At 60.5% G+C, this 23,997-nt stretch carries 16 protein-coding genes; 6 read left to right on the plus strand and 10 right to left on the minus strand.

Features of this window, described 5'->3' with window-relative positions; all coding sequences use genetic code 11:
• Window positions 1-641 precede the first annotated feature (641 nt).
• The 5 genes from NMA52_RS17720 to NMA52_RS17740 all read right to left on the minus strand — a co-directional run bounded on the left by NMA52_RS17720 (window position 642) and on the right by NMA52_RS17740 (window position 9,485).
• The gene (locus NMA52_RS17720) at window positions 642-1,508 is read right to left on the minus strand and encodes an aldo/keto reductase (RefSeq protein WP_254829045.1); all 867 of its coding nucleotides are present in this window, start codon (window positions 1,506-1,508) and stop codon (window positions 642-644) included.
• A 139-nt stretch (window positions 1,509-1,647) separates the two neighbouring features.
• Window positions 1,648-5,052: a HEAT repeat domain-containing protein gene (locus NMA52_RS17725; RefSeq protein WP_254829046.1), complete on the minus strand. Its 3,405-nt coding sequence runs from the start codon at window positions 5,050-5,052 to the stop codon at window positions 1,648-1,650.
• A 151-nt stretch (window positions 5,053-5,203) separates the two neighbouring features.
• Complete coding sequence (locus tag NMA52_RS17730) at window positions 5,204-8,032, minus strand: ATP-dependent Clp protease ATP-binding subunit (protein WP_254829047.1); 2,829 nt, start codon at window positions 8,030-8,032, stop codon at window positions 5,204-5,206.
• Between the two features lie 62 nt (window positions 8,033-8,094).
• Window positions 8,095-8,925 (minus strand): hypothetical protein, encoded by an 831-nt coding sequence (locus tag NMA52_RS17735; RefSeq protein ID WP_254829048.1) that lies wholly within the window; start codon window positions 8,923-8,925, stop codon window positions 8,095-8,097.
• Window positions 8,922-9,485 carry a sigma-70 family RNA polymerase sigma factor gene (locus NMA52_RS17740; protein WP_254829049.1) on the minus strand — a complete coding sequence of 188 codons (564 nt, stop codon included), beginning with the start codon at window positions 9,483-9,485 and terminating at the stop codon, window positions 8,922-8,924. The genes NMA52_RS17735 and NMA52_RS17740 overlap by 4 nt, the downstream gene beginning before the upstream one ends.
• A 284-nt stretch (window positions 9,486-9,769) precedes the next feature.
• Here NMA52_RS17740 and NMA52_RS17745 point away from each other — a divergent pair, with 284 nt between their 5' ends.
• The 3 genes from NMA52_RS17745 (at window position 9,770) to NMA52_RS17755 (ending at window position 13,059) form a co-directional block, all read left to right on the plus strand.
• Entirely contained in the window at window positions 9,770-10,432 is a 663-nt protein-coding gene (locus tag NMA52_RS17745) for a hypothetical protein (protein WP_254829050.1), read from the plus strand.
• Between the two features lie 86 nt (window positions 10,433-10,518).
• Window positions 10,519-11,601 carry a mannose-1-phosphate guanylyltransferase gene (locus NMA52_RS17750; protein ID WP_254829051.1) on the plus strand — a complete coding sequence of 361 codons (1,083 nt, stop codon included), beginning with the start codon at window positions 10,519-10,521 and terminating at the stop codon, window positions 11,599-11,601.
• Between the two features lie 3 nt (window positions 11,602-11,604).
• The gene (locus tag NMA52_RS17755; RefSeq protein ID WP_254829052.1) at window positions 11,605-13,059 is read left to right on the plus strand and encodes an alkaline phosphatase; all 1,455 of its coding nucleotides are present in this window, start codon (window positions 11,605-11,607) and stop codon (window positions 13,057-13,059) included.
• A 37-nt stretch (window positions 13,060-13,096) separates the two neighbouring features.
• Here NMA52_RS17755 and NMA52_RS17760 read toward each other — a convergent pair whose 3' ends face one another.
• The 4 genes from NMA52_RS17760 to NMA52_RS17775 form a co-directional block, all read right to left on the minus strand.
• A complete protein-coding gene (locus NMA52_RS17760; RefSeq protein WP_254829053.1) occupies window positions 13,097-13,537 on the minus strand; it encodes a hypothetical protein in 441 nt (146 codons plus the stop codon).
• A complete protein-coding gene (locus tag NMA52_RS17765; RefSeq protein ID WP_254829054.1) occupies window positions 13,524-15,356 on the minus strand; it encodes a peptide MFS transporter in 1,833 nt (610 codons plus the stop codon). The genes NMA52_RS17760 and NMA52_RS17765 overlap by 14 nt, the downstream gene beginning before the upstream one ends.
• 121 nt (window positions 15,357-15,477) lie before the next feature.
• Complete coding sequence (locus tag NMA52_RS17770; RefSeq protein WP_254829055.1) at window positions 15,478-15,837, minus strand: hypothetical protein; 360 nt, start codon at window positions 15,835-15,837, stop codon at window positions 15,478-15,480.
• 6 nt (window positions 15,838-15,843) lie between these two features.
• A complete protein-coding gene (locus NMA52_RS17775) occupies window positions 15,844-18,279 on the minus strand; it encodes a penicillin acylase family protein (protein WP_254829056.1) in 2,436 nt (811 codons plus the stop codon).
• Between the two features lie 128 nt (window positions 18,280-18,407).
• On the opposite strand from NMA52_RS17775, the gene NMA52_RS17780 reads away from it, so the two are divergent.
• Together NMA52_RS17780 and NMA52_RS17785 are read left to right on the plus strand one after the other, a co-directional pair.
• Window positions 18,408-18,755, plus strand: a complete 348-nt coding sequence (locus NMA52_RS17780; RefSeq protein ID WP_254829057.1) for a hypothetical protein — start codon at window positions 18,408-18,410, stop codon at window positions 18,753-18,755.
• A 239-nt stretch (window positions 18,756-18,994) separates the two neighbouring features.
• Entirely contained in the window at window positions 18,995-19,816 is an 822-nt protein-coding gene (locus NMA52_RS17785) for a TIGR02757 family protein (protein ID WP_254829058.1), read from the plus strand.
• Between the two features lie 199 nt (window positions 19,817-20,015).
• Here NMA52_RS17785 and NMA52_RS17790 read toward each other — a convergent pair whose 3' ends face one another.
• Window positions 20,016-21,284: an NAD(P)/FAD-dependent oxidoreductase gene (locus tag NMA52_RS17790; RefSeq protein WP_254829059.1), complete on the minus strand. Its 1,269-nt coding sequence runs from the start codon at window positions 21,282-21,284 to the stop codon at window positions 20,016-20,018.
• Between the two features lie 284 nt (window positions 21,285-21,568).
• Between NMA52_RS17790 and rnr the strand changes: the two genes are divergently transcribed.
• A complete protein-coding gene (rnr, locus tag NMA52_RS17795; protein ID WP_254829060.1) occupies window positions 21,569-23,812 on the plus strand; it encodes a ribonuclease R in 2,244 nt (747 codons plus the stop codon).
• Window positions 23,813-23,997 lie beyond the last annotated feature (185 nt).

Consider the following 23,997-nt stretch of genomic DNA (forward strand, 5'->3'; position numbering starts at 1 on the left):
CAAGGGCAGGAGTTTTCCACACTTTGGGTGTGAAATCCACAAAGAAAAAAGAAGCCAAAAAGAAATTACACATAATGATGATGGTCATATATGTATGTTTCTCTTTAAGGCAAGTCTAAAGGCTCATCCGTGGTGAAGCGTCTCGGACTGGAGGCCGCTCGACCTATTGCCTCTGCTCGGCGTGCAACGCCTCGACCGGAGCCGTGCGGCAGCGCAATCCGTGCCCAATCCGTGCCCATCAGTGGTGTAATCGTCTCGGACCGGAGGCCACTCGACCTGAGAAATTAAGCCTCGACGTGCAACGCCTCGACCTCAGTTCCGAGCTGTGCGGCAGCGAAATCCGTGCTCAATCCGTGCCCTTCCGTGGTGAAATCGTCTCGGACCGGAGGCCGCTCGACCTATTGCTCTGCTCGGCATGCAACGCCTCGACCTTAGTTCCGAGCCGTGCGGTAGCGAAATCCGTGTTTAATCTGTGCCTATCCGTGGTGAACTTGTCTCGGACCGGAAGCCGCTCGACCTGAGAAATTAAGACTCGGCGTGCAACGCCTCGACCTCAGTTCCGAGCCGTGCGGCAGCGAAATCCGTGTTGAATCTGTGCCCATCCGTGGTGAGCAAACAGTCTTAATTGTCAGGGCAACAGCTTACTCACCTATTTTATTAAGTGCATCTAAATCCTCATTATCCAGTTGGATAGTGGCAGCCCGCGTATTCTCCTTCAAGTGTTCAACCGAGCTGGTACCGGGGATGGCCAGAATATTGGGGCTGTAGGCAAGCAACCAGGCGAGGGCGATCTGGTGGGTGCTGCTGTCGTATTTGCTGGCGATTTGCTGCAGATTCTTATTGTCGACGGCACCGGCATCGAGGGGGTACCAGGGAATAAAAGCGATGTCGTTTTCGCGGGTCCAGTGGAGTTCGTCTTCCCACTTACGGTCGGAAAAACTGAACTTGTTCTGTACGCTGACGACTTCGAAGTGCTCCTGCGCCTGCTTAATTTGGTCGATGCTCACTTCGGACACGCCGAGGTGGCGGATGTAGCCCTGCTGTTGCAGTTCGGCGAGCTTGCCAAGGTATTCGTCGGCGGGGACCTTGTCATCGAAACGGTGAAGTTGGTACAGATCAATGCGCTCGAGCTTGAGCCGCTTTAGGCTACCCTTCAGGGCCTTTTCCAGGTGTTCGGGGCGACCATTGACGGGCCACTGGTTGGGACCGGTACGCTCCAGGCCGCCCTTGGTAGCGATGAGAAGGCCGTCCGGGTAGGGGTGGAGCGCTTTGGCAATGAGTTCCTCGGAAACGTTCGGTCCGTAGCTGTCGGCCGTATCGATGAAATTGATCCCCAGGTCCTGAGTGGCTTTTAGTACCCGGATGGCCTCGGATTTATCCTTCGGAGGCCCCCAGATTCCTTCTCCCGTAAGGCGCATGGCGCCGTAGCCCATGCGGTGAATGGTCAGGTCTCCGCCCAGGGTGAAGGTGCCCGATTCGGCGGCGGTATTGCTTTTGGAGGAAGACATATGAATGATTGATCGTTCGAAAATCGGCTGCACGAATTTGCCCTGGCCAAACGACCATAAAAAGGCCCGCCGCGCATCCTTCGTTGGAACGGATGCGCGGCGGGGGAGTTCTACGGACAGAGTAGAGGCGGGGGAAGGACTATGACTCGTGCCCGTCGAGACTGGCCAGGAAGGCGACCAGGTCCCGGATTTCCCGGCGGCTGAGTTTGTCTTCCATGGTCGGCATACTGGAGGGCAGGGTTTCCTCCTCGGCGATTTCGCTGCGCGCGATCGTCTGAATGTCCTCCTTACCTACCTTGAGCTTGATGGCCTCGTCGGTCCGCTCCATTACGATGCCGGCCGTCGAGCTACCATCCTTCAGCGTAAGGTATAGGGTTTCGTAGCCGGGGGCGAGGCGGGCACTGGGGCGGATGAGGGCCTCCAGCATTTGCCGGTGAGACAGACGCTCCGCGATGCCTTCCATTCCGGGGCCGACGTTACCGCCGTACTCAAATACGGCGTGACAGCGCACGCACTGCGCCGCCTCATTACGGTAGAAGATGTTCTGACCGCGACGAGCGTCTCCTCCCTCCAGCGCGAGGGCATACAGGCCGAGGTCACCATCCAGCTTGCCCGCGTAATCGGTCAGCAGGGCGTTGAGTTTGGGATCGCCGTGCTGTTCGACGGCTTCGGCGAGGTCGAGGCGTACTTCGGTGGGGATATTATCCTGTTCGAGGCGTTCCAGTAAGCGGGCGAAGAGGTCGGCGGAAGCCTGGCCCTTCATCTCCGACAGTCCCATCAGGGCAGCCTGCTGTTCGACGATCGTGCCGCCCTGCATCACCTTATCGTAGAGTTGCATCGACCGTTCTTCGGCAATCCCGGAACTCGGAAGTACCTCCAGCGCGCGGGCCCGAACATTGCCGTCGCGGTCGGCCAGGGCGGTTTCGAGGTTGCGGTCCAGTTCGGGAGCCTGGAGGTCGTTCAGGGCGTTCAGGGCGGCCAGGCGTACCTGGGGTGAGCGATCGCCTTCGAGGAGCTTCGTGACCTGTGAAATCGTTTCCTCCAGCCCCAGGCGTCCGGCGGCCTGGATGGCTGCCATGCGCACCTGTTCGTCGCCCCGCGCCATCAGGTCGGCGATGGCGGGTGCGATTGCCTGACGGGCAACGGTGGAATCGCGCTCGAGTTCTCCCCGGTACCGGCCGTCTACCCGGTCAAGCACGGAAGGGTGGCCCCAGGTCGCCAGGGTCGAAAGCGCTTCCGCCCGCAGTTCCGAGGGAGCATTCGCGCGCTGCACGTAGCGAACCAGCCGCTGTACGCTCTCATCACCACCGACCCGGAGGTTGGCGTTGATGGCGCGCCGGATCAGGGGCTCGGAAGTAAAACGCGGGTCGTCGAGGGTAGCGGCCAGCTGGGGAAGTGCCTCCTCGATCGAGAAATCGTCGTTGATACCCCGGGCGGCTTCGGCCACGATGTATTCATCCTTATCCTCCAGGAACTGGGCGATTTCCGGCGAGTCGAGCCGCCGCAGGGCTACCACGGCCGCCGTACGCAGGGCGCGGGAAGGACTGTCCTTCAGTGCTACGAGTGCCTCCACGTCACCGATGCGCCCGAGCGCGATCATGCCGCCCATGCGCAGGTAGGTGTCCTGGTCGTTGTTCTCCTCCAGCATCGTCAGAATGGGCTGTACGGCCTGACCGTTCTTGGTGCGGCCGAGGGCTTCGGTAGCCATGAAACGGACGCGCGGTTGGGGATGGCGGAGCAGCGCGATCAGTTCGCTGCCGGCATCGTCGAACTTCACGTCGCCGATCATCTTAGCGGCCTGGGCAATGATCTCGGGATCGTTGTCGCCGAGCAGTCCGACGAGCTCGTTAGCCCGGTCGATGTTTTCCCGCGCCATCTGAGCAATCCCCCAAATGCCGTGAATGCGGGCCAGTTGGTTGGGGTTCGACTGGGCGGCGGTCAGCAGTACCTGGTACCCCTCGTCGTCGCGCTTGGCGAGTTCGAACTGAGCATTTCGGCGAACGCGCTGGTCCTGGTGCGCCAGCAGTAGGGACAAGGTGTCGGCGGAGAGGACGGACTGGTCCGTATTCAGCAGCCGCTTCACCTCCTGGCGGATGGGTGAGGCAGCACCACCGGGTACGTCCAGCTTCCAGATGCGGCCCTCTTCCTTGATGTTCCAGCCGTTAATCCAGTCGGCGAAGTAGAGCGCGCCGTCGGCACCGAAGTCGAGTCCGGTGGGCAGGAGCCCGCTTACTACTTCCTTCGTCGATCCCAGCTTAAAGCCCGCGCCCTCCGGCTCGAGGGTGAAAGCATGGATGGGGGAGTTGGCGGGGTTGCCGCGGAATTCGGCGACAAAGAAATGCTTGTAGTACTCCGGGCCGAGGGCGGTGCCGGGGTTATAAACCATGCCCGTGGGACCGTTTACGTAATTCTGGATGGGGGGCAGGAAGTAGGCGGCCTGTCCCTCCCAGCGGGGCTGGTACATCCGCTCGTCCATCCACACTTTGTAGTCGTTGTTGTCGGGGTCGGTGTACTTGCCGAACTGCCAGTTGATCCGCCAGCCGGTATCGGAGCCGTCGATGAGGTAGACCAGGCGCTCGCTTTCGCCGCTGTGGTCGCCGTCGTTGTCGACCGAAATGAGGTTGCCGTAGTCGTCGAATACAAATTCGTGGGTATTGCGGACACCCATCGAGTACACTTCGAAGTTGCTGCCGTCCGGGTCGCAGCGTACGACGGTGCCGCGGTTGGGGTACTTGTGCTCGTTGCCGTCCTTATCGACGACGTTCATACCCACGTCGCCGGCACCCCACCAAATGCGGCCCTGGGGGCCGACGGTGACGCCCGACATACCGTGGCCGCTGAAGCCGACGTGCACGATCCAGCCGTGACTGAGAGAAGTGGTCTCGTCGGCTACGCCGTCGCCGTCCGTATCCTTCGTCTTCCAGAGATCCGGGCCTACGGAAATGTAAACCTCGCCGTTGGCGTACTCCACGCCGTTGGCGACGTCGGTAATCTCGTCGCCGAAGTCTTCGATGTAGAGTTTCGCGCGGTCGGCTACGGCGTCGCCGTCGCGGTCCTCGACGAACCACACCTGCTCCTTCTCGAAGGTGAGGTCGCGCCAGTCGCGTTTACCGTCGCCGTTGAGGTCCTTGAGGTGACGCTCGGACTGTTCGCTGCCCTCCTCGAAGGTCTTGCGCAGAAATTCGCGGCGGTCCTCGACGGTCTGAAAGGCGATGGAGGCGGTCATCCAGTCGCGGTGTCCCCGGATGTCGAACTCGGAGTGCTCCTGCCGGGTGGCGCTGGTATAGAAGATCCTGCCGTCCGGCGCGACGCTGATGGCGATCGGGTCGGTTACGAGGGAGTCGCTGGCCCAGAGGGAGAGTTCCAGGTCGCCGTCCAGTTGGATGTTGCTTTCGGCACGGATCTTCCGGGCCAGGTCGGCGGCCTGCCCGGGTTCCAATTCGATGGCACGGTCGGGGTAGGTCGTGCCGGCGGTATTCTCAGGTTGCTGAGCGCAGTAGGCCAGGGTTACTAGACCCAGGAGTAGAGGTAAAAGTCGGTGCATAATCGATGGTTAACGACTGCTAAAGATAGCTTGTCACCTCCGACTTTCCACCCCGGTCGACTTCCGGGGAGTGACTTAGGGTAAAATTGACACGATTATACCCTCGGTTGAGACACGGCACCCGCGCGCCGCCGCCCGCGTGGCCCGCTTACTACTCTTTTTTGGCCTGTTCCGTAGCGTCCAGTAAATCCTGGGTGGCCTTTTTGAGCTCCGCCACGTTGCCCTCCGGCTCGTCCGACTCCCCACCCGATTTCTTCTTACCCCGACGGCTTCGTTTCTTGTTGGCTTCCGATTCGCCGGAAAGTTCCCGGGCTACGGCTTCGGCTTCGGCCGCGGCTTCCGGACTGCTCTCCGCCGCCGGCTCCACCGGGAACGGGTCCTTGCCGAATACCAGACGATCCTTACCTAAATCGGTATAGATGGTATCGCCCGCCACGAAATTTCCGGCGATGAGATCCTTGGACAACTCATCGGCCAGATCGGCCTGCAGAACCCGTTTCATCGGCCTAGCGCCGTACTGGGGGTCGTAGCCGCGTTCGGCGAGCCAGCCCAGGGCCCGGTCGCTGATCTTGATGACCATTCCCTGGCGCGCCAGCATCTTTTCGGTCCTCCGCAGCAGCAGGCGCGCGATCTGTTTGATCTCCGCACGGGTCAGCGGCTGGAACATAATGCGCTCGTCGATGCGGTTGAGGAATTCGGGGCGCAGGTTGTCCTGCAGCGTCTGGAATACCTCCTCGCGGGTGGTCTGGATTATGTCCGCGCGGTGCTTTTCGTCCAGATTTGCCAGGTCCTCGAAGTTTTCGAGGATGGTATCCGAGCCCATGTTGGACGTCATGATGATGATGGTGTTCTTGAAGTTGGCGACCCGGCCGCGGTTGTCGGTCAGGCGCCCGTCGTCGAGCACCTGCAACAGGATGTTGAAGGTGTCCGGGTGCGCCTTCTCGATCTCGTCGAGCAGCACGATGGAGTAGGGGCGCTGGCGAACGGCCTCGGTAAGCTGGCCACCCTCGTCGTAGCCCACGTAGCCGGGAGGCGCCCCCACCAAACGGCTCACGGTGTGGCGCTCCTGGTACTCGCTCATGTCGATGCGGGTGATGGCGCGTTCGTCGTTGAAGAGGACCTCGGCGAGGGCCTTGGCGAGTTCCGTTTTGCCGACTCCGGTGGGGCCGAGGAAGATAAAGCTGCCGATGGGACGGTTTTCGTCCTGCAGTCCGGCCCGGCTGCGGCGTACGGCATCGGAGACGGCGCGTACGGCTTCCTCCTGCCCGATGAGCCGTTTGTGGAGCTCGTCCTCGAGCAGCAGGAGCTTTTCCCGTTCGCTCTGCAGCATACGTTGCACGGGAATGCCCGTCCAGCGCCCGACGACTTCGGCGATGTCGTTGGCCGTAACTTCCTCGTTGGTGAAGCGATTTTCATCGGGCAGGTTCTCGAGTTCCTTGTCGGCGGCGGCGAGTTGTCGCTTCAGGTCCTGCAGCTGGCCGTAGCGGATCTTGGCCACGGTCTCGAAGTCGCTGTTGCGCTCGGCCTTGGCCGCCTCGTGCTCCAACTCCTCGATGGTCTTCTTGATATTCTGACTGTTGTCGACGAGCTCCTTTTCGTTGTGCCAGCGGGCGCGCAAGCTGTCGCGTTTTTCCCGGGCGTTGGCGATCTGCTCCTCGATGATCTGCAGCTTAGGGGCGCTGCCTTCGCGTTTGATGGCTTCCCGTTCGATCTCAAGCTGGCGCACGCGGCGGTCCCACTCGTCGATCTCTTCGGGTACGCTGTCGAGTTCCAGGCGGAGGCGGGCGGCGCTTTCGTCGATGAGGTCGATGGCCTTGTCCGGCAGGAAGCGGTCGCTGACGTAGCGGTTGCTCAGTTCGGCGGCAGCTACGAGGGCCTCGTCCAGGATTTCGATCTTGTGGTAGACCTCGTAGCGCTCCTGCAGACCGCGCAGAATGGAGATGGTGTCCTCCACGCTGGGTTCCTCGATGCGGACGGTCTGGAAACGGCGCACCAGAGCCTTGTCCTTCTCGAAGTACTTCTGGTATTCGTCCAGGGTGGTGGCGCCGATGGTGCGCAGGTCGCCCCGGGCCAGGGCCGGCTTCAGGATATTGGCGGCATCCATGGCCCCGTTGCCCCCGCCGGCGCCGATGAGGGTGTGGATCTCATCGACAAAGAGGATGAAGCGGCCGTCGCTGTTCGTCACTTCCTTGATCACGCCCTTGAGCCGCTCCTCGAAGTCGCCCTTGTACTTGGCTCCGGCGAGCATGCCGGCGATGTCGAGCACGAAGATTCGTTTCTCCCGCAGACTCTCGGGGACGTCGCCCTTCACGATCCGCCAGGCGATGCCCTCCACGATGGCCGTCTTACCGACGCCGGGTTCTCCGATGAGGAGGGGGTTGTTCTTCTTGCGCCGGCTCAGGATCTGGAGCAGCCGGCGGATCTCCTCGTCGCGGCCCACGATGGGATCGAGCTTGCCGTTTTCGGCCCGTTCGTTGAGGTTGACGGTGTACTTCTCGAGCAGGTTGTAGGTGTCGTCGCCGGAGGGTTCTTCCACGGTGCGTCCCTTCCGCAGTTCCTCGATGGCGCCGCGGATACCGTCGTTGGTAGCACCGAGATCCTTCAGGATGCGGGCACCCTTATCGCTGGCCCCCTGGATGATGCCCAGCATCATGAGTTCGATGCTGATGTACTGATCGCCGAAATCGACGAGCATCTTCTTGGCCCGGCTCAGCGCCCGGTTGGCGTCGCCCGTGAGGTACTGCTTGGAAGAACCCTTGACCCGGGGGTAGTCCTGCAAAATCTGCTTGAGTTCGCGACGGACATCCGCTAAGCCGACCCCTACTTTTTTAAGGATGAAGTCGGCTACGCTTTCGTCGACCGTCATGATGCCCGCCAGCAGATGGGGGGTATCCACCTGTTGCTGATCCATTTCCTTGGCGATCTTCTGCGCCTGTATGATGGCTTCCTGGGCTTTGGTCGTAAAATTCTCGTAGGTCATATGTCAGGGATACGGGCTTTGCGCGATCGGTCGGTGCGGGGAGCCGGCACGTAAGCTATTCTTTATTCAAACCGCAATTTAAGGTAAACGCGTACGGGAGCCGTTCGGTCCGTCGGTTCCCACGGCGAATCGACCAACGCACGGCGTATATACCGTTCGATCGCCGGAGCGGTTGCCGGGGGGAAGCGAAAATCGCTCAGCGAACCGTCGGGGTGGCGCAGGAAATTAACCTCCACCGTGGCGGGGGACAGGTCGGCGGGGCGTTCGCGCTCGATGCGGGTACGGAGGGTCCGGTAATTGTCGGTGGAGTCTATTGGGGGAACCGCCGTTGTGCGGAAGGATTGTTCCATCCGGGCGGGTACCGGAGCGTCCCGGGCCATGACGGAGGCTGCCGGTTCCGCGGGTAGCGCTGGATCCTTGGCGGCTGATTGTGGCTGGGGGCGGGGCTCCTCGGATTCGTAAACTTCGGGTGCGGGGGCTACCGCTTCCGCAGTTGTTTCCGGCGCGGGCGGCGGAGGTGGGGGTAGGGGGCGGCGGGGCGCGGGAGCCGGAGGTTCCTTGGATGAATCCATTGCAATGGCCGCGGCGTCTTCCTCCGCGTAGTAGTGGGGGAGGAGTAGGGTGGCGACGCCGAGTAATAGCAAAATGGCGGCGGCGGCGGCGTAGCGCGGGAGCAGCGTACGGCGGGAAGTGGCGGGCCGGGCGCGATCAAGGAGAGCGGCGATGCGGTGCTGGTGATCGTGGTCCGCATCGTTACGCAGGGCGTCGAAGGCTTCCCGGAGCCCGTCGTCCCCGGCCGCCCGACGTTCGAGTTCGGCCTCCTCGGGGGCGGTGATCGCGCCGCTGATCCAGCGGCGTAACAGTTCGTCGTCGCGGTACTGCTCGGGGTTCACGGGGAGTCGGTTTTGTCCAGCGGGTACTGGGATTCTAGACAGGTCTTCAGGTTGCGGCGGCCGTTTTGCAGGTGGGAACGTACTTGCCCAACGGAGAGCGCCAGTTGCTCCGCGATGTCCCGGTAGCTCAGCCCCTCCTGCAGATAAAACAGCCGGATGCAGCGCTGTTGTTCCGCGGCGAGCCGCCGGAGACACCGGTGGAGCGCCCGGGTATCCGGCGCTTCGGCGGCCTCCTCCCGTAGATGCAGTAATTCATCGGAATGCATAAGCGATCCGCGTGTCTGACGGAGCGGGTCGCGTTTTTCGCGTCGCAGTTGCATCAGACAGTGATTGCGGACCAGGGTCTGCAACCACGCCCGGTAGTTGGTGACGTCGTGGGAGGCCAACTTGGTCAGCAACACGGGAAAGAGTTCGGCTCCCGCGTCCTCCGCCCGCTGCGGCGTCCCTAAATAGCGCAGGCACCAACCGTACATCAGTTCCGCGTACCGCCCGTAGAGGGGTAGTAGGTCGCCCGGTCTGCGGGTGCGCCGGAACTGGTCGATGAGCTCACGATCGGTCACGCCTCAAAGTACAAAGCGGTCTCTGACCGCGCCCGTACGATGCGGTTTCCGACCGCGAAGTTGGAAGCAGTTTCCAACTGCACCTATGCGATGCGGTTTCCGACCGCGAAGTTGGAAGCAGTTTCCAACTGCACCTATGCGATGCGGTTTCCGACCGCGAAGTTGGAAGCAGTTTCCAACTGCGCTAATCAAACAGCAACAAACCCATCCAAAGAAAATAACGGTAAATGTTTGTAAAATATATAAAGCAAACATTATGTTAGCACGACGAAACACACACACCCATGCGAGCCGAAAAAATTCCCTCTACCCCGGTACACATCACCTACCGACTCTACGGGAGCATCCCCAATTTACCGCTGCAGCGACTGCACGACAGCCACCGCCTTAAACTGGCTCAGCTCAAGCGGTCCTTCTCTCCCCATCGGTTACTGGAAGACCCCGGAGCCAAACGGGACTTGCGGACGCGTACAGATGATGAGGCCATCCGCTTTTACCACGGTTACGACGCTCTGCTGGATGGTGCGCTGGTCGGTCCTACCTTTTTGGCCACTTCGGAGGCTAAGAATTTGATCATAGAGTCCTGGCATACACTGGCACGGTTGCGGGGTCTGCATATCCACGCCATCAGTGTGATGAGTAACCACGTGCACGTCATTCTAGCCAGTAAGGATGACGCTTCCCCCTTTTATCTGGATGCCCTCCTGCGTGATCATAAAAGGTTTACCGGCAACCAATTGAATAAGCTGCACCGAACCCCCGGCCGGCGCGTATGGGCGGAAAAGCAGTACAGCCGGATCGTTCGGAGAGGAAAGTTCGGACAGGTGTTGTGGTACGTGCTGAATAATCCGGTCAAGGCGGGGCTGACGGACGATGCGGTGAGCTGGTTCGGTAATTGGTGGGCGCCGGAGTTGCGGGAAGGGTTTATTGAATCACGGGTGGCTTAGGGTGGGGTGGTGCCGCGGTTGGAAACCGCCTTGCACTTCGCGGTCGGAAACCGCGTCGTACCTTTCGGCGTCAAGAATAACCCCATATGAACGAACATACCTACGTAGCCATAATGGCCGGTGGCGTTGGCTCCCGCTTCTGGCCCGCCAGCCGGGAGGATAAGCCGAAGCAGTTTCTCGACATCGCCGGCGACGGGCGCAGTCTGCTCCGTATGACCTTCGAGCGCTTCCTGAAGCTCACCTCGGCCGATAAGATCTACATCGTCACCAACGGCAAGTATAAGGACCTGGTCCAGGAACATCTGCCGGAGATCGGTCCCCAGCAGATCCTCTGCGAACCGAGCCGCAACAATACCGCGCCCTGCGTGGCCTATACGGCCTTCAAACTGCACACCCTTGATCCGGAGGCCAACTTCGTGATCGCGCCCAGTGATGCCCTGATTGTCAACGACACGCTGTTCACCGCCAACATCAATAAGGCCCTTCGCTTTACCGCCGAGCACGATGCCCTCGTGACCCTGGGCATTTCGCCGGACGCCCCCCACACCGGCTACGGCTACATTCAGTTCCTGGAGGAAGGAACCGACGCCGAGGACGTCTACCGCGTCAAACGCTTCACCGAGAAGCCCGACCTGAGTACCGCCAAGTCCTTTCTGCAGAGTGGCGATTACCTCTGGAACGCCGGCATTTTTATCTGGCGCGCAAAGACCATCCTGGAGGCTTACGAGAATTACGCCCCCGAGATCTACGCGCTGCTCTCCCAGGGGCTTCAGTACTACAACACCGAGGAGGAGCAGTCTTTCATCGACGAATTTTATCCCCAAACCCCCAGCATCTCCGTCGACTACGCGATCATGGAGAACGCGAAGAACATCTTCACCATTCCGGCTCAGTTCGGCTGGTCGGATCTCGGAGCCTGGGGAGCCCTCTACCACGAAAGCGAGAAGGATCGCGACGGCAATGTCCTGTCCGGACAGGTTATCATCGAGGACACCCACAACAGCTACATCCGCGGACCGAAGGGGAAACTCATCGTCGTCGGTGGTGTCGACGATCTGTTGGTCATCGACGAAGAGGACGTGCTGCTCGTCTACCCCCGCAACCGCGAACAGGAAATCAAGGCCCTGCGCGCGAAGGCCGAGGAAGAGTACGGAGAGAAGTTCGTGTAAACTATGGAAGCCGCCGACAGACACCCCTTCGGCTCCCGGACGGGGTACCCATCCTGGCGGCACCTGATTGTTCTTTTGACGCTGTGTGCCGGCGTGTCGGTTCGGGCACAGACGCTCGATTCCGTGTTTCTCACAAACGGATTCAAGATCGGTGAGGTGACGGATTCGTCCATCGTCGTTTGGACCCGACTTTGCCTATCCGCTAAACCGGTGCCGGTCAGTCACGCACGTCAGGAATCCACCTTCCGCCATCCGATCGGCTTCGACAATAGTATGCCGGTGGCCCGAATGGACGGAGCGGTACCGGGCACCTTCGGTGAAGTCCGCATCAAATTGACGTCGGCGGATACGAGCATCGTACGGCAGTGGCATCCCGTTTCCCCTTACCGCGACTACACCTTCAAGACCGGCATCGGTGGGCTACGTCCCGCGACCAGCTATACCGTCGTCGTGGAGGGGCGGAAGGCTGATGGTGGCCCCGTATCCAGGTTGACGGGCAAGTTTCGCACGGCCCCGCGGCCGGAGGCAATCGTACCGGTGACCTTCACCGCTTCGACCTGTCAGTACTTCTGGTCCCACGACGACCCCATCCGGGGCTTTCGTATGTACGACAGTATGCTCGCGCTGGAACCCGCCTTTCACTGCCAGACCGGCGATTACGTCTATTACGACAAGCCCGGACCCCTGGCCGTAAACCTGCCCCTCGCCCGCCACAAGTGGAACGCGATCAACGGCTGGCCCGCATTGGTGGAGTTCTATAACCATACTCCCCTGTACATTCAGAAGGATGACCACGATCTGCTAAAGGACGACGTATCCGATTCCGCCGCGACCTACGGGGAATTGACCTTCGGGGACGGACAGCGCATCTGGGAGGAACAAACGCCGATCGGCAACGGGGCTTACCGGACCGTCCGCTGGGGAAAAGACCTGCAGGTATGGATCACCGAGGGCCGCGATTTCCGGAGCGACAATACGGATGCCGATGGACCGGACAAGACCATCCTGGGCCGCGAACAGATCGAGTGGCTAAAGTCGACCGTACGGGATTCCGACGCCACCTTCAAGGTCCTGGTATCCTCCACCCCGGTAGTCGGGCCCGACCGCGACCGTAAGACGGATAACCACGCCAACGATTCCCACCGTACGGAAGGAGAGTGGCTGCGCCGTTTCCTGGCGGATGCTGGTATGTTCGTCATCAACGGCGACCGTCACTGGCAGTACGTATCCGTCGATCCGCGCACGGGCCTCAGGGAATTCAGTCAGGGCCCCTCGAGCGATTCTCACGCCCAGGGTTGGACTCCCGACGATCGCCGACCGGAGCACAAATTCTTGCGGGTGAACGGCGGATTTCTCTCAGTCAGCGTACGCCGGGAAGGGGGTACGCCGATCATCACCTTCACTCACCACGACGTAGAGGGTACGCCCGTGCACCGGGAAATGATCCGGGCGGAATAATGACGCTCCGCGAGCCCCGGAGGCTTAGGCAAGGGGTTCAGAACCCTTCGCCCGCGTACCGCTCCGCGAACTGTTCCACCGTAGGACGGAAATAGTAGAATACGCCGAGCATCAGGACCACCAGGGCCAGGGGTTGGAAGTTGTAAGTCAGCAGTGCGATCACGGTCAGCAGTAGGGTGGCACTTTCGATGATGGCCAGGCGGATGAAGACCGTCGCGCGGTAACTGCTGGCCGCCCGCTCCCGGATGCCCCGCTGCTTGGCCACGGTACGCGCCCGGAAGGAGTCGATGAACCACGCCCCGCCCACCATGCACACCGCGTATCCGGCTACGACGAGCAGGTCCGTCTCCTCGCTCATGAAGTAGCGTACGGGTTGTCCCCGGATCATGAACCACACGATCAGGGCAAAGACCAGTTGCGCCATGAGTACGGCGTAGAAAATGGTCTGCAGTTGCTGAAACCACCTATTCGATGCCATGCATCATCTTTTTCATCCAGCCGCTGATGGCGACGAAGATGATGGCGGCCGTAATGGGTACGGCGGCAAAGATGGCGAAGAAGCCGCTCAGGCCGATCTGTTCGGCGATGGGGTCGATGTAGGAACCCGTCAGTCCGGCGGCAAAGTTGGCGATGAAGTTGGCCACGAAGAAAACGCCGAACATGAGACCCACCAGGCGCACGGGCGCCAGCTTGGATACGTAGCTCAGCCCCACCGGTGAGATGCAGAGCTCCCCGAGCGTGTGGAAGAGGTAGGCAGCGATGAGCCAGAACATACTCACGCTCGCCGTCTTGGCGCCGTCCGGTATGCTGAGCGAACCGATGGCCAGAATGGCGAATCCGAGTCCCAGTAGCGTAAGTCCGAGGGCAAACTTGATCGGTCCGCGGCGAAGGAAGGAGATCTTCTTCTCCCACAATTTGGCGAAGGCCGGCGCAAAGCAGATGATGAACAGGCTGTTGAAGATCTGGAACCAGCCGGCGGGTACCTCCGGGGCGTCTTCGGTAAATTGCTCGTACAGCATGTTGCCGATGAGCAGCCAGATGATCACGAAAGCCAGCGCGAGCACCAGGTTCGAGACGCTGTAGTTTTTGAAGGTGATGCTGAACAGTTTCAGGAGTACCCAGGTCAGCACGATGACCGGGATTACCGTAATGGCCGTATTGGCGAGCCGGAACCAGGTAGCCCCCTCACCGCTCAGCGTCCGCTCCGTATAGTCGAGGGCGAAGATGGTCATCGACCCCCCGGCCTGCTCGAAGGCCCACCAGAAGAAGATGATGAAGAAACTGAACACGATGATCGACCATACCCGGTCACGCTCCACTTTTTTCAGCGATTTATCCGATACGATCCACCCCACGAAGCCTACGACCGAACCCAGGATGATGGGCGGCATAAACTCCCGGCTTACCGTTTGCAGGAAGTTGGCCTGCGGATCGGAGAAGGTGGTGATGAGGAAGTAGAAGACGGCGGCGATCGCCAGCCCGATGGCTCCCCAGCTTACGGCCCGTTTGCCGTCGTCGTCACCGCCTACGGACGGCGTCAGGTCGTCGTCGGCACTCAGGGGCTCCAGGGATGCATCCACGGTGTACCCTTCCGGCTCCACGGCGGCGGATTCGGTGCGGGCTGATTTCTTGTCCTCCAGCGCCTGGGCCTGCTTCGGGGACAGACCGATGTTGCCGAAGATGTCCTGGGCAAACCAGAACTGAACGAGACCGATGAACATGAAGATGCCCGCCAGTCCGAATCCGTATCCGTAACCATACGCTTCACTCTCCCCGTAATAGCTGCACAACAGGATGCCCAGAAAGGCTCCCGCGTTGATCCCCATATAGAAAATGGTATAGGCGCCGTCCTTGCGCTCGGTGTCGTCGGCGTAAAGTTGGCCGACGATGGAGGAGATATTCGGCTTGAACAGACCGTTGCCGATGATCAGCAGGCCCAGGCCGGTATAGAACAGCCCCGATGTCTCGAAGGCCATGGCCGCGTGACCGGCCGTCATGATCAATGCCCCCAGCACGACGGCCCGTCGGTAACCCAGTAAGCGGTCGGCCAGGATACCACCTATCATTGGCGTGAAGTATACCAGGCCCGTGTAGATTCCGTACAGCGCCAGGGCGTCAGCCCGCTCCCAGGGCGTATCCCCGAAGGCAACGTCGACCAGGAAGACCACCAGCAACACCCGCATGCCGTAGTAACTGAAGCGTTCCCACATTTCGGTGAAAAAGAGAACGAAGAGTCCGGGGCGGTGGCCGAAAATGCTGCCCCCGTCTTCCGGGTGCCGTACGGTCGTGGTATTCATTAAGCTTGGTTATGGTTTGGTAGAGGCAGCCTCCCCGCTGGGTCGGGACTGCAAAGTCGTGGTTAATCCGTGTCCCAAAGAATGGGCGTACCGGGTGAGCGATAGCACCAAAGAAACAAAATTACCGCTTACCTCCCGCCAGCGCGATCCGCAGGGAAGCTCCGAACATACCCCCCAGTCCCGCCGTGATGCCCCCCCACAGGGCCGTGACGACTACCAGGACCCAACCGGTCGGCACGTTAAAGGTGACCGCCAGTCGGTCCCCGAGGCGCCCCTCGGAAACGAGGTGCAGGTAGCCGGTGTAACACCCCCACACCATCACCACGGCCAGAAAGGAGAAGTAGAACGCGCTGCGTCGCCATACCGGCAACAAAAAACCCAGCGCCGCCGCCCCGATGGCCAGCGCGTACCAGCTTGCCCCCGTGTAGAGGCAGGCGACACTCAGGAATAGAACACCCAGCAGGAGAAAGAATCGGTACATAGTCGTTTATTCGAAGATCCAGCTCCCGATCGGGTTACGGGGTTTTTTCCAGCGCGTGAGTTCGTGGTAGCGCCCCTGTTCCCACTCCTCGAACCCATTGTCGTAGAAGCGGCTTCCCGGATTACCCGAGGCGCCGCCCGGCAGCGCTCCCCAGCCCCGGGGTTCCGCCCCCAGTTCGATGACCATCCGCCAGCTTCCGCCGAAATTGTCGTCGACCACCCGCGGCGTCGTACGCGCACCCCCCGTAGTGATGAGCGGCGACCCGAATCCCGGAATTTTTCCGAGGTGATCGATGAAGGCATTGCGGTACACGGCCCACGTTTCCGGTAGATCTCCTTCCAGCGACTCCAGGATCTCGTCAAAGGCGCGCTGCGTGAGCATCGGGGCGGTTTCCCGGAAGGTGGGGGTGGCTACCACGTCGAAGATCTCGTGGTCCGGGCGGTCACGCAACAGCTCATTCCACTTCCAGCGCTCGGGCTGGAGAGTACCTGCATCGGCGGGAAATTCGTCGAAGGTCAGCGCGTACAGCCGGTCGGCGAATTCATGGAATAGCGTGGCGCCCCGGCTGTCTCCGGCGTAGTGGTAATCCCACTCCGAGAGTACCCGCAACAGGCGCTGACCCTCCTCATTCAGGCTTCGCCGATCGATGCGGGCAATGAGTAGGGGAGCAAGCTCCTCGGCAAACAGGGAGTAGTCGTCGAGCTGCAGTTCTTTCATCCGCCGCTGATTCATGGTCGGCTGCCGCGACAGGACCCGGTTGATGTAGCGTCCCCGGTATTCGTCGAAGCGGCCGAGGTAGTAGTAAGGGTAGTTCGGCCCCGTCGTCTCCTGATTGGCCGAACTTACGAAACCCCGCCCCGGATTGTAGTGCACCGGCCGCCGGTCGAAGGGAATGGCCCCCTGCCAGTTGTTCCGGGTGCTGTCTCCCTCGCGGATGAAACGGCCCTCTCCCGACTTGCGGAGGGGAAAGAAGCCGTTGGGCCGGATCGCGATGTCACCGTCCCGGGCCGCGAAGATGAAATTCTGGGCCGGATCCACGTAACCTCGGAGCGCCTCCACGTAGTCCGCGTAATTGCGGGCTTGCATCAATTGCAGGAAGGTAGCCACCATGGTATGGGGGCGGACGTCACTCCCCGGTTCGTCCTGCGCCCGCCACCGCATGGCCATTCCGGCGTAGGGGCCCTCGGTGTCCGGTACCGGTCCGAAGACCGTCCAGGGCGTCCGGACCACTTCGTCGGGTTCACCCTTGCTGCGCAGGGTATCCGTGATAAACTGAGTAGCTACTTCCTCCCCGTCTAGGAGATAAGCGGTGTGGGCGGTGTCGGTCCAGTGAATGCGGTACCAATCGGTGACGTCGTGGCCGACGTTCGTTTCTCCCCAGGCTACGTAGTCGTTAAAGCCCATCATTAGTCCGGGCGCACCCACCAAACCTACACCGCGGGCATTGCAGCCGGGAAAAGTAATCTGTGCCTCGTACCATACGCTGGGGTAGCTCAGTTGTAGGTGGGGATCGTTGGCCAGGATGGGCGCGCCGGTATTCGACCTTCGGGGACCCACCGCCCAGTTGTTGCTGCCGTTGTCCGGATCCAGTCCCAACCAGCTGTATCCTTCGGTCTTCGGTCGGGCGGGGCGGGGAGCTTCGGGCGGGGCCGCGGGTGCCGTGTTTGCGAAGGGAAGCAGGGAGAACTGGCTCTGGGCGACGGGCCGGTCGGCATCGGGAACCACGGGACTCTCGGCCGGAAAGCGCTCCGGGAAGAGGGCGTCGAAGCGTTCCCTCCCCAGTTCGCTCCGGGTGCGGGTAGCCTGGGCGTCCTGGTAGTGGCCGCTCAGTCCGGCGGACATGCCCTTCATCAGCAGCGCGGTGCGGTAGGGGGACCAGCGCAGCGGTTCGTGACCCAGCAGTTTGTATTCCACCGGATAGTCCTCGGGGCGGAGCTGGTCGAGGTAGGCATTGACCCCGTCCGCGTAGGCCTGTACGGCCCGGTAATCATCCGGAAAGTGGAGCGCCATGGTGTCCACCGCGCGCCGGGCTATTTCCCGAAAGCCCTTGCGGATCTGTGCCAGATCCCGTTGCTTTACGGATGGACCCAGCACCTGCGCTAAGCCGCCCTCCGTGGAACGCGTACTGATGTCCATCTGCCACATGCGGTCGTAGGCGTTCGCGTAGCCCTGGAGAAAGCAGGCACTTTCCAGGTCTTCGGCGATGATGTGCGGCACGCCGCGGTCGTCGAAGTGTATCTCGCCCCGCGCGTGGGGATTGGCCAGGTGGAAATTCAGTTCCCGTACGCGATCCCCCTCGCCCGTATTCTGCCAGAATCCCCGGGCCGGGTCGAGAAAGGGGCCCAGGGCCGGGAGCGGCAGACCAAAAATGCCCGCCGCACTCCCCAGGAGTAGCCAGGCGGCGAGGAGAAGGGCCGAGATGATGGGAAGCGTCCAGCGCATAGCGTGTATATAGTCAGGGGCCAAGGTAAGGGGGCCGCCCGGGAATAGGGAACGAACCAAACGCGGCGACCGACATTATACCCGTTCATCACTACCCCAATAATGCGCGCTTTGTCACTCCTTTTCCTTTGCGTTCTTTTTTTGCGTGCGACGGCAGCACCCGCGACCGGCGCGCGGCCCGGGGGCAGGACTTCGTCAGCGACCCCGATCACCTGTATTTTTTGAACATTCGGAGCCGGGACTACCACTCCGAAACCGTGGCGGAGGGTACCGATGTGTACCGCCACGACGAACTGACTTCCGGCGACGGGCCGGTCATCGTGGATCGCTGGCTGGAGGACCGGGCCGAACTGGTCTGGAAGGGACTTCCGATCCCCCTTCCGCAAATTCGGGAGCTGCGGGATTCCCTGCGTCGCGGCGACCGTTCCGCCGCCCTGGAGGTGGTGGAAGATTATTTGCGGCTGGTGGGGAAGTGATCACTGCCGCTGAGCGGATTTAGCGAGTTATAACTGATAACTATACATTATGAATGCATAAATAGCCGTTATGTAGTCCAATCAATGCCATTAGTAACTCTAAACATCTCTAAGCTTGCGATTGTCGGTGTGGGGGACTACAGCGGTCGGACGGCTATAGCGGTCCAACCGCTATAGCCGTCCGACCGCGCCCACCCACCTCACCCAACCACCCGCCCCCGCCGGGTGTACTTAACCGCGTGCCATCTTCTTCTCCTTCCCCCGATCGCGTCCGCCAGCTGCTCGACCACTACCACGACCGCTTTAATCGACCGGCCTTCGTCCCCGACGACCCCATCGGACTGGTCCATGCGTTTTCGGATCCCCGCGATCGGGAAATTGTTGGGTTTTGGATCGCCATGCTCGCCTGGGGGCGCCGCGCCACCATAATCGACAAGGGGCACCAGCTCATTGAAGCCATGGGCGGCGAACCCTACCGCTTCATTACGGAGCGTGGCCACTGCTCCGCTACGATCATCCGGGAGCTGGGCGACTGGAAGCACCGCACCTTCACCTTCGCCGATACTTGCTACTTCATCCAGTGGCTACGGTGGTACTACCGACGACACGAGAGCCTGGAAGATGCCTTCGCCCGTCACCTCTCAGCCAAGGATCCCACGATCGAACCCGCCCTGCGGGGCTTCCACGAATTGTTCTTCAGCCTCCCCGACGCCCCCCACCGCACCCGTAAGCACGTGGCCACTCCCGCCCGCAATTCACGGTGCAAGCGGCTATGTATGTTTCTGCGCTGGATGGTACGTACTGACGACCGCGGCGTCGATTTCGGTCAGTGGCGGCGCATACGTCCCGATCAGCTCTGCATGCCGCTTGACGTCCACGTCGAACGGGTGGGGCGATCCCTCGGCCTACTCACTCGTAAACAGTGCGACTGGCGGGCGGTGGTGGAACTGACGGATAAACTGAAGGAATACGACGCGGAGGATCCAACGCGGTTTGACTTCGCCCTGTTCGGAATGGGCGTGGAGGGCATTTCGCCGGATGACTGGGTGCAACTGGGGTAACTCCGTTTCGGTGGCGACCGCGGCGCACCCCCATTCAACACCTCCCCAAATAAAGAACCTCCGTACCCACAAAATTGGGTCGGAGGCTCACTTTACACTCACTAGTATATATGAAACTTAATCAACTGATCATGTAACTACGGAATGCCCGAAAAGTTATGGGCAATTCCCTGTTTGTTCAAGGTTTTAACATTTTCTTTCAATCTTCGGCGACCGCCGGCAACTTGCCGGATTTGGCGCGGAAAAGTTTCCACCAGAACCCGGGACGCACCAACTGCTTGCGCAATTCGAAATCGGTGTACATTCTACAGAGCAGTTCTACGAGCTTAGGGTTGGCTGCAACGATGCCCGTGAGAAAATTTGTGATCCACTTGTGCTGCATAATTTGCTGCAAGCGGTAACTCAGCCGAAGTTCCGTGCGCAGTACCCGCTCGATGCGCACGTCGTATGCCGCCAGAAAAGCTGCGTCGAATCGGTTTTCCCGCAGGCACTGCTCGGCCAGTTCGGCGGCGATGAAACCGGAGTAGGTCGCGTTGCCGATGCCCTCGCCGGTCAGGGGGTCGATGAGGTGACCGGCATCGCCCGTGAGGAGATAATGGTCGCCGGATAGGGTGCGGTCCTTCGATCCTAAAGGAAGGCCGTAGCCCACCGTGGGATCAATTTGCACAGCATCCCGGAACCGTTCCCGGAATGCCTCCGACGCTACGATCTTGTCCATCTCCTTGCGCAAATTCAGCCCCCGTTTCTTGACGATGTCGGAGCGCATCCCGAGCCCCACGTTGGCCTCCCCGTTGGGCAGGGGAAAAATCCAGAAGTATCCCGGATTATAGTCGTCCAGGAAGTGGAGTTCGATGAAATTGTCCGGATGAAAACCCGTCACGCCCCGGAAGTATCCCCGCACCGCCGCGGCGTAGTGATTCTTGTCGATCTGCTGCCCGGCCTCCCCGCGACTGAACTTGCTGTGGGCTCCACTGGCGTCGATCAGAAGGCTACAGGTCCATTCTTCCCCGGTTTTCGTCCGTACCGTGTAGCCGGTTTCGTCGCGGTCGGTGGCTAACACTTCGGTGCGCAGACGTAGGTCGATGTCGTCGCGACGGCGTACCTCCTCGATCAGAAAGGTGTCGAAATCGATCCGTTTGCTCACGTAGCCAGGTGCTTCGTCCGGGACGCGCCGGTAGCCCACCTTAAAGGGCAGCTCGATCAGTTTTTTGCTGGGCGGGTAAAAGCGAATACCCCACACGTCCGCCGGCGTGAACCGTTGGCGGAAGCGGTCCATGATGGCCGGATCGAGGCGGTTGAGCAGGGTAGGGACCTTACCGCTGATCGCGTCTCCACAGACTTTATCGCGCGGGAAGGTGGCCTTGTCCAGCAGCACGCTTGGTATTCCCAGGTAGGAAAGTCGCAGGGCGGTAGCCGCTCCGGCCGGCCCGGCGCCAATGATCAGAATGGGAGTAAAAGTAGAAGCCATAGGGGGAACCGGGTACGGGTGAGGGATTGCCGACCGCTTAAGGGGGGGCGGGTACGCAGGTGCAAGGTAATGCAGGAGGCCAAGCAAACCTTCCCGCTGGGCCGGCCTCGGCGATGTGCGGCGGGTGATTTACATTCGCCGGGTCGTCGGACCGCAATGCCGTGTACCAACAAACTTCTCGGTAGTTGCGGTGTTTCCCTGACGAAAGAAACATACCCACGATTCGTTGCGCCACGATCCGCGCACCGACCGCCCAAGGGGGGCGGTTGCAGTTTTTACTCTACATGCCTAAGAATATCACAAAGAGCGGAAAGCTCAAGGCCCGCGATTTGGAGCGCGCCATTTACCAGGAGTTTAAGGCTAATGCCCGCAAACAACTCAACCCCAAGCAACTACTACGAAAATTAAAGGTCAAGAACAGCAAGGACAGCGTTCAGGCCGCCCTCGATAAGCTGGTCGCCACCGGTAAGGTAAAGGTGAGCGATAACTACCGTTACCAACTCAACGGATCTTCCGCGCAGAAGCGTTCCAGCACGTTCGCCGAGGGGCGGGTAGACATGACCCGCAGCGGGGCCGCGTACATCATCATGGATGGAGAGGCCAGCGACATATTCGTACCCCAGGGACGCCTCGGCAACGCCCAGGACGGCGACAAGGTCAGGGTGCGTTACTGGACGCCGGGTGGTCGCCGCAAGCCCGAAGGGGAAGTCAGCGAAGTACTCGAACGCAGCGTCACTCACTTCGTCGGGACCTTAAATATCCACGAGAAATACGCGGAAGTCGTCGTGGATGGACCCGGCGGCAAGATCCTGAGCGTGGCCGTGCATCGCGCGGAATTAATCGGCGGAAAAGACAAGGAAAAGGTAGTCGTCAAGATTCTCGACTGGGAAGAGAACCGCTACGGCCAGATCAGCGGCCAGATTACCGCCGTACTCGGCGAGCCGGGTTCGAGCGACATCGAGATGCAGGCAATCCTCATCAACAACGGCTTCCAGATCACTTTTCCGGATGAGGTGCTCGCCGAAAGCGAGGCGCTGCCCGGTGAGATCACTCCTCAGGAGATCAATATCCGCCGCGACATGCGGGAGGTCACGACCTTCACCATCGACCCCCTCACCGCTAAGGATTTCGACGACGCCCTGTCCATTCAGCACCTGGAAAACGGTAAGATCGAAGTAGGCGTTCACATCGCCGACGTCAGTCACTACGTAAAGCCCGGCAGCGCCCTGGATCAGGAGGCCGCCGACCGCACCACGAGCGTATACCTCGTCGACCGGGTTTGCCCGATGCTCCCCGAGCGCATCAGTAACGAGTTGTGCTCCTTACGGCCGCACGAGGATAAGCTGACCTTCAGCGCCGTCTTCGAATTCGACCCCAAAAGCTTCAAGGTCACCGACCGTTGGTTCGGCCGCACGGTCATCCATTCCGACCGCCGCTTCACCTACGAAGAAGCCCAGGAGGTACTCGATACGGGAGAAGGCGACTTCGTTGATGAGCTCGACCTGCTCGACCGAATTGCCGATAAGCTGCGCAAACGCCGCTTCAAGGAAGGGTCGATCGACTTCAATACCAATGAGGTGCGCTTTAAGCTCGACGACAACGGCAAACCCCTCTCCGTGTACATCAAAGATCGCATCGACACGAATATGCTGATCGAGGACTTTATGCTTCTGGCCAACCGGGAGGTGGCCGGTTTCATCAAAAAGAAGGAGGAGCGGCTCAAGCAAAACATCCCCTTTGTATACCGCGTCCACGACGAGCCCGATATGGATAAAGTAGCCGAACTCGCCAAATTCGCCGCGGCCCTCGGATACGATATGGACCTCAGTTCCCCCAAGTCCGTTACCAAGAGCTACAATAAGCTGCTCGCGAAGGCCGACGAGGACCCCATGGTCAAAATGCTCTCCCCCATTGCCATCCGTACCATGGCCAAGGCCGTCTACACGACCGAGAACATCGGTCACTACGGACTGGGCTTCGAGAATTACAGTCACTTCACCTCCCCCATCCGCCGCTACGCCGACGTACTGGTCCACCGTCTGTTGGCCAAGAACCTCGAAAAGGGCAGCCTCTTCAAGGCCAACGCCGAGAAGCTCGAAGAACTCTGCAAACACATCAGTAGTCAGGAGCGCAAAGCCGTTACCGCCGAACGCGAAAGCATCAAGTACAAGCAGACGGAATACATGCTCGACAACGTCGGCGAGGAGTTCGATGGCGTCATCAACGGACTGGCCGACTTCGGCGTATTCATCGAACTCGTGGAAAACTTCGTGGAGGGAATGATCCCCTACGATAAGATGGACGAAAACTACGACCTCAGCGCTGGCAAGCTTTTCATCACCGGCCGTAAATCGGGCAAAAAACTCAAAATGGGCGACCTCGTCCGGGTCAGGATCGAGGACGTTGACCTCGAGCGCCGCCGCATCGACATGTCGCTGGTGGAGGTACTGAAGGTGCACGGTGATCCGGAACGGAAGAAAGACGGGGGCGGACGGCGCAAGTCGCGTCGCCGTAAGGACAAGGAGTGACCCCGCCGCCAGGGCTCCGTTAATTTTCCGTTAAAGCCCCGGGGCGTCCGGCTCGATTTTTGGTAGGTATTCAATTGATATACAGGCGTTTATGCGATAAGGCGAGAGGTTAAACCTTCCTTACTGGGGTAACTTAGAGTTTCCCCAAACGTCTATAGTACAGTCAAGTAGCCCGGCTGCTTGTA

It is taken from the genome of Lewinella sp. JB7 (genome assembly GCF_024297185.1).
Lineage (GTDB): Bacteria > Bacteroidota > Bacteroidia > Chitinophagales > Saprospiraceae > Neolewinella.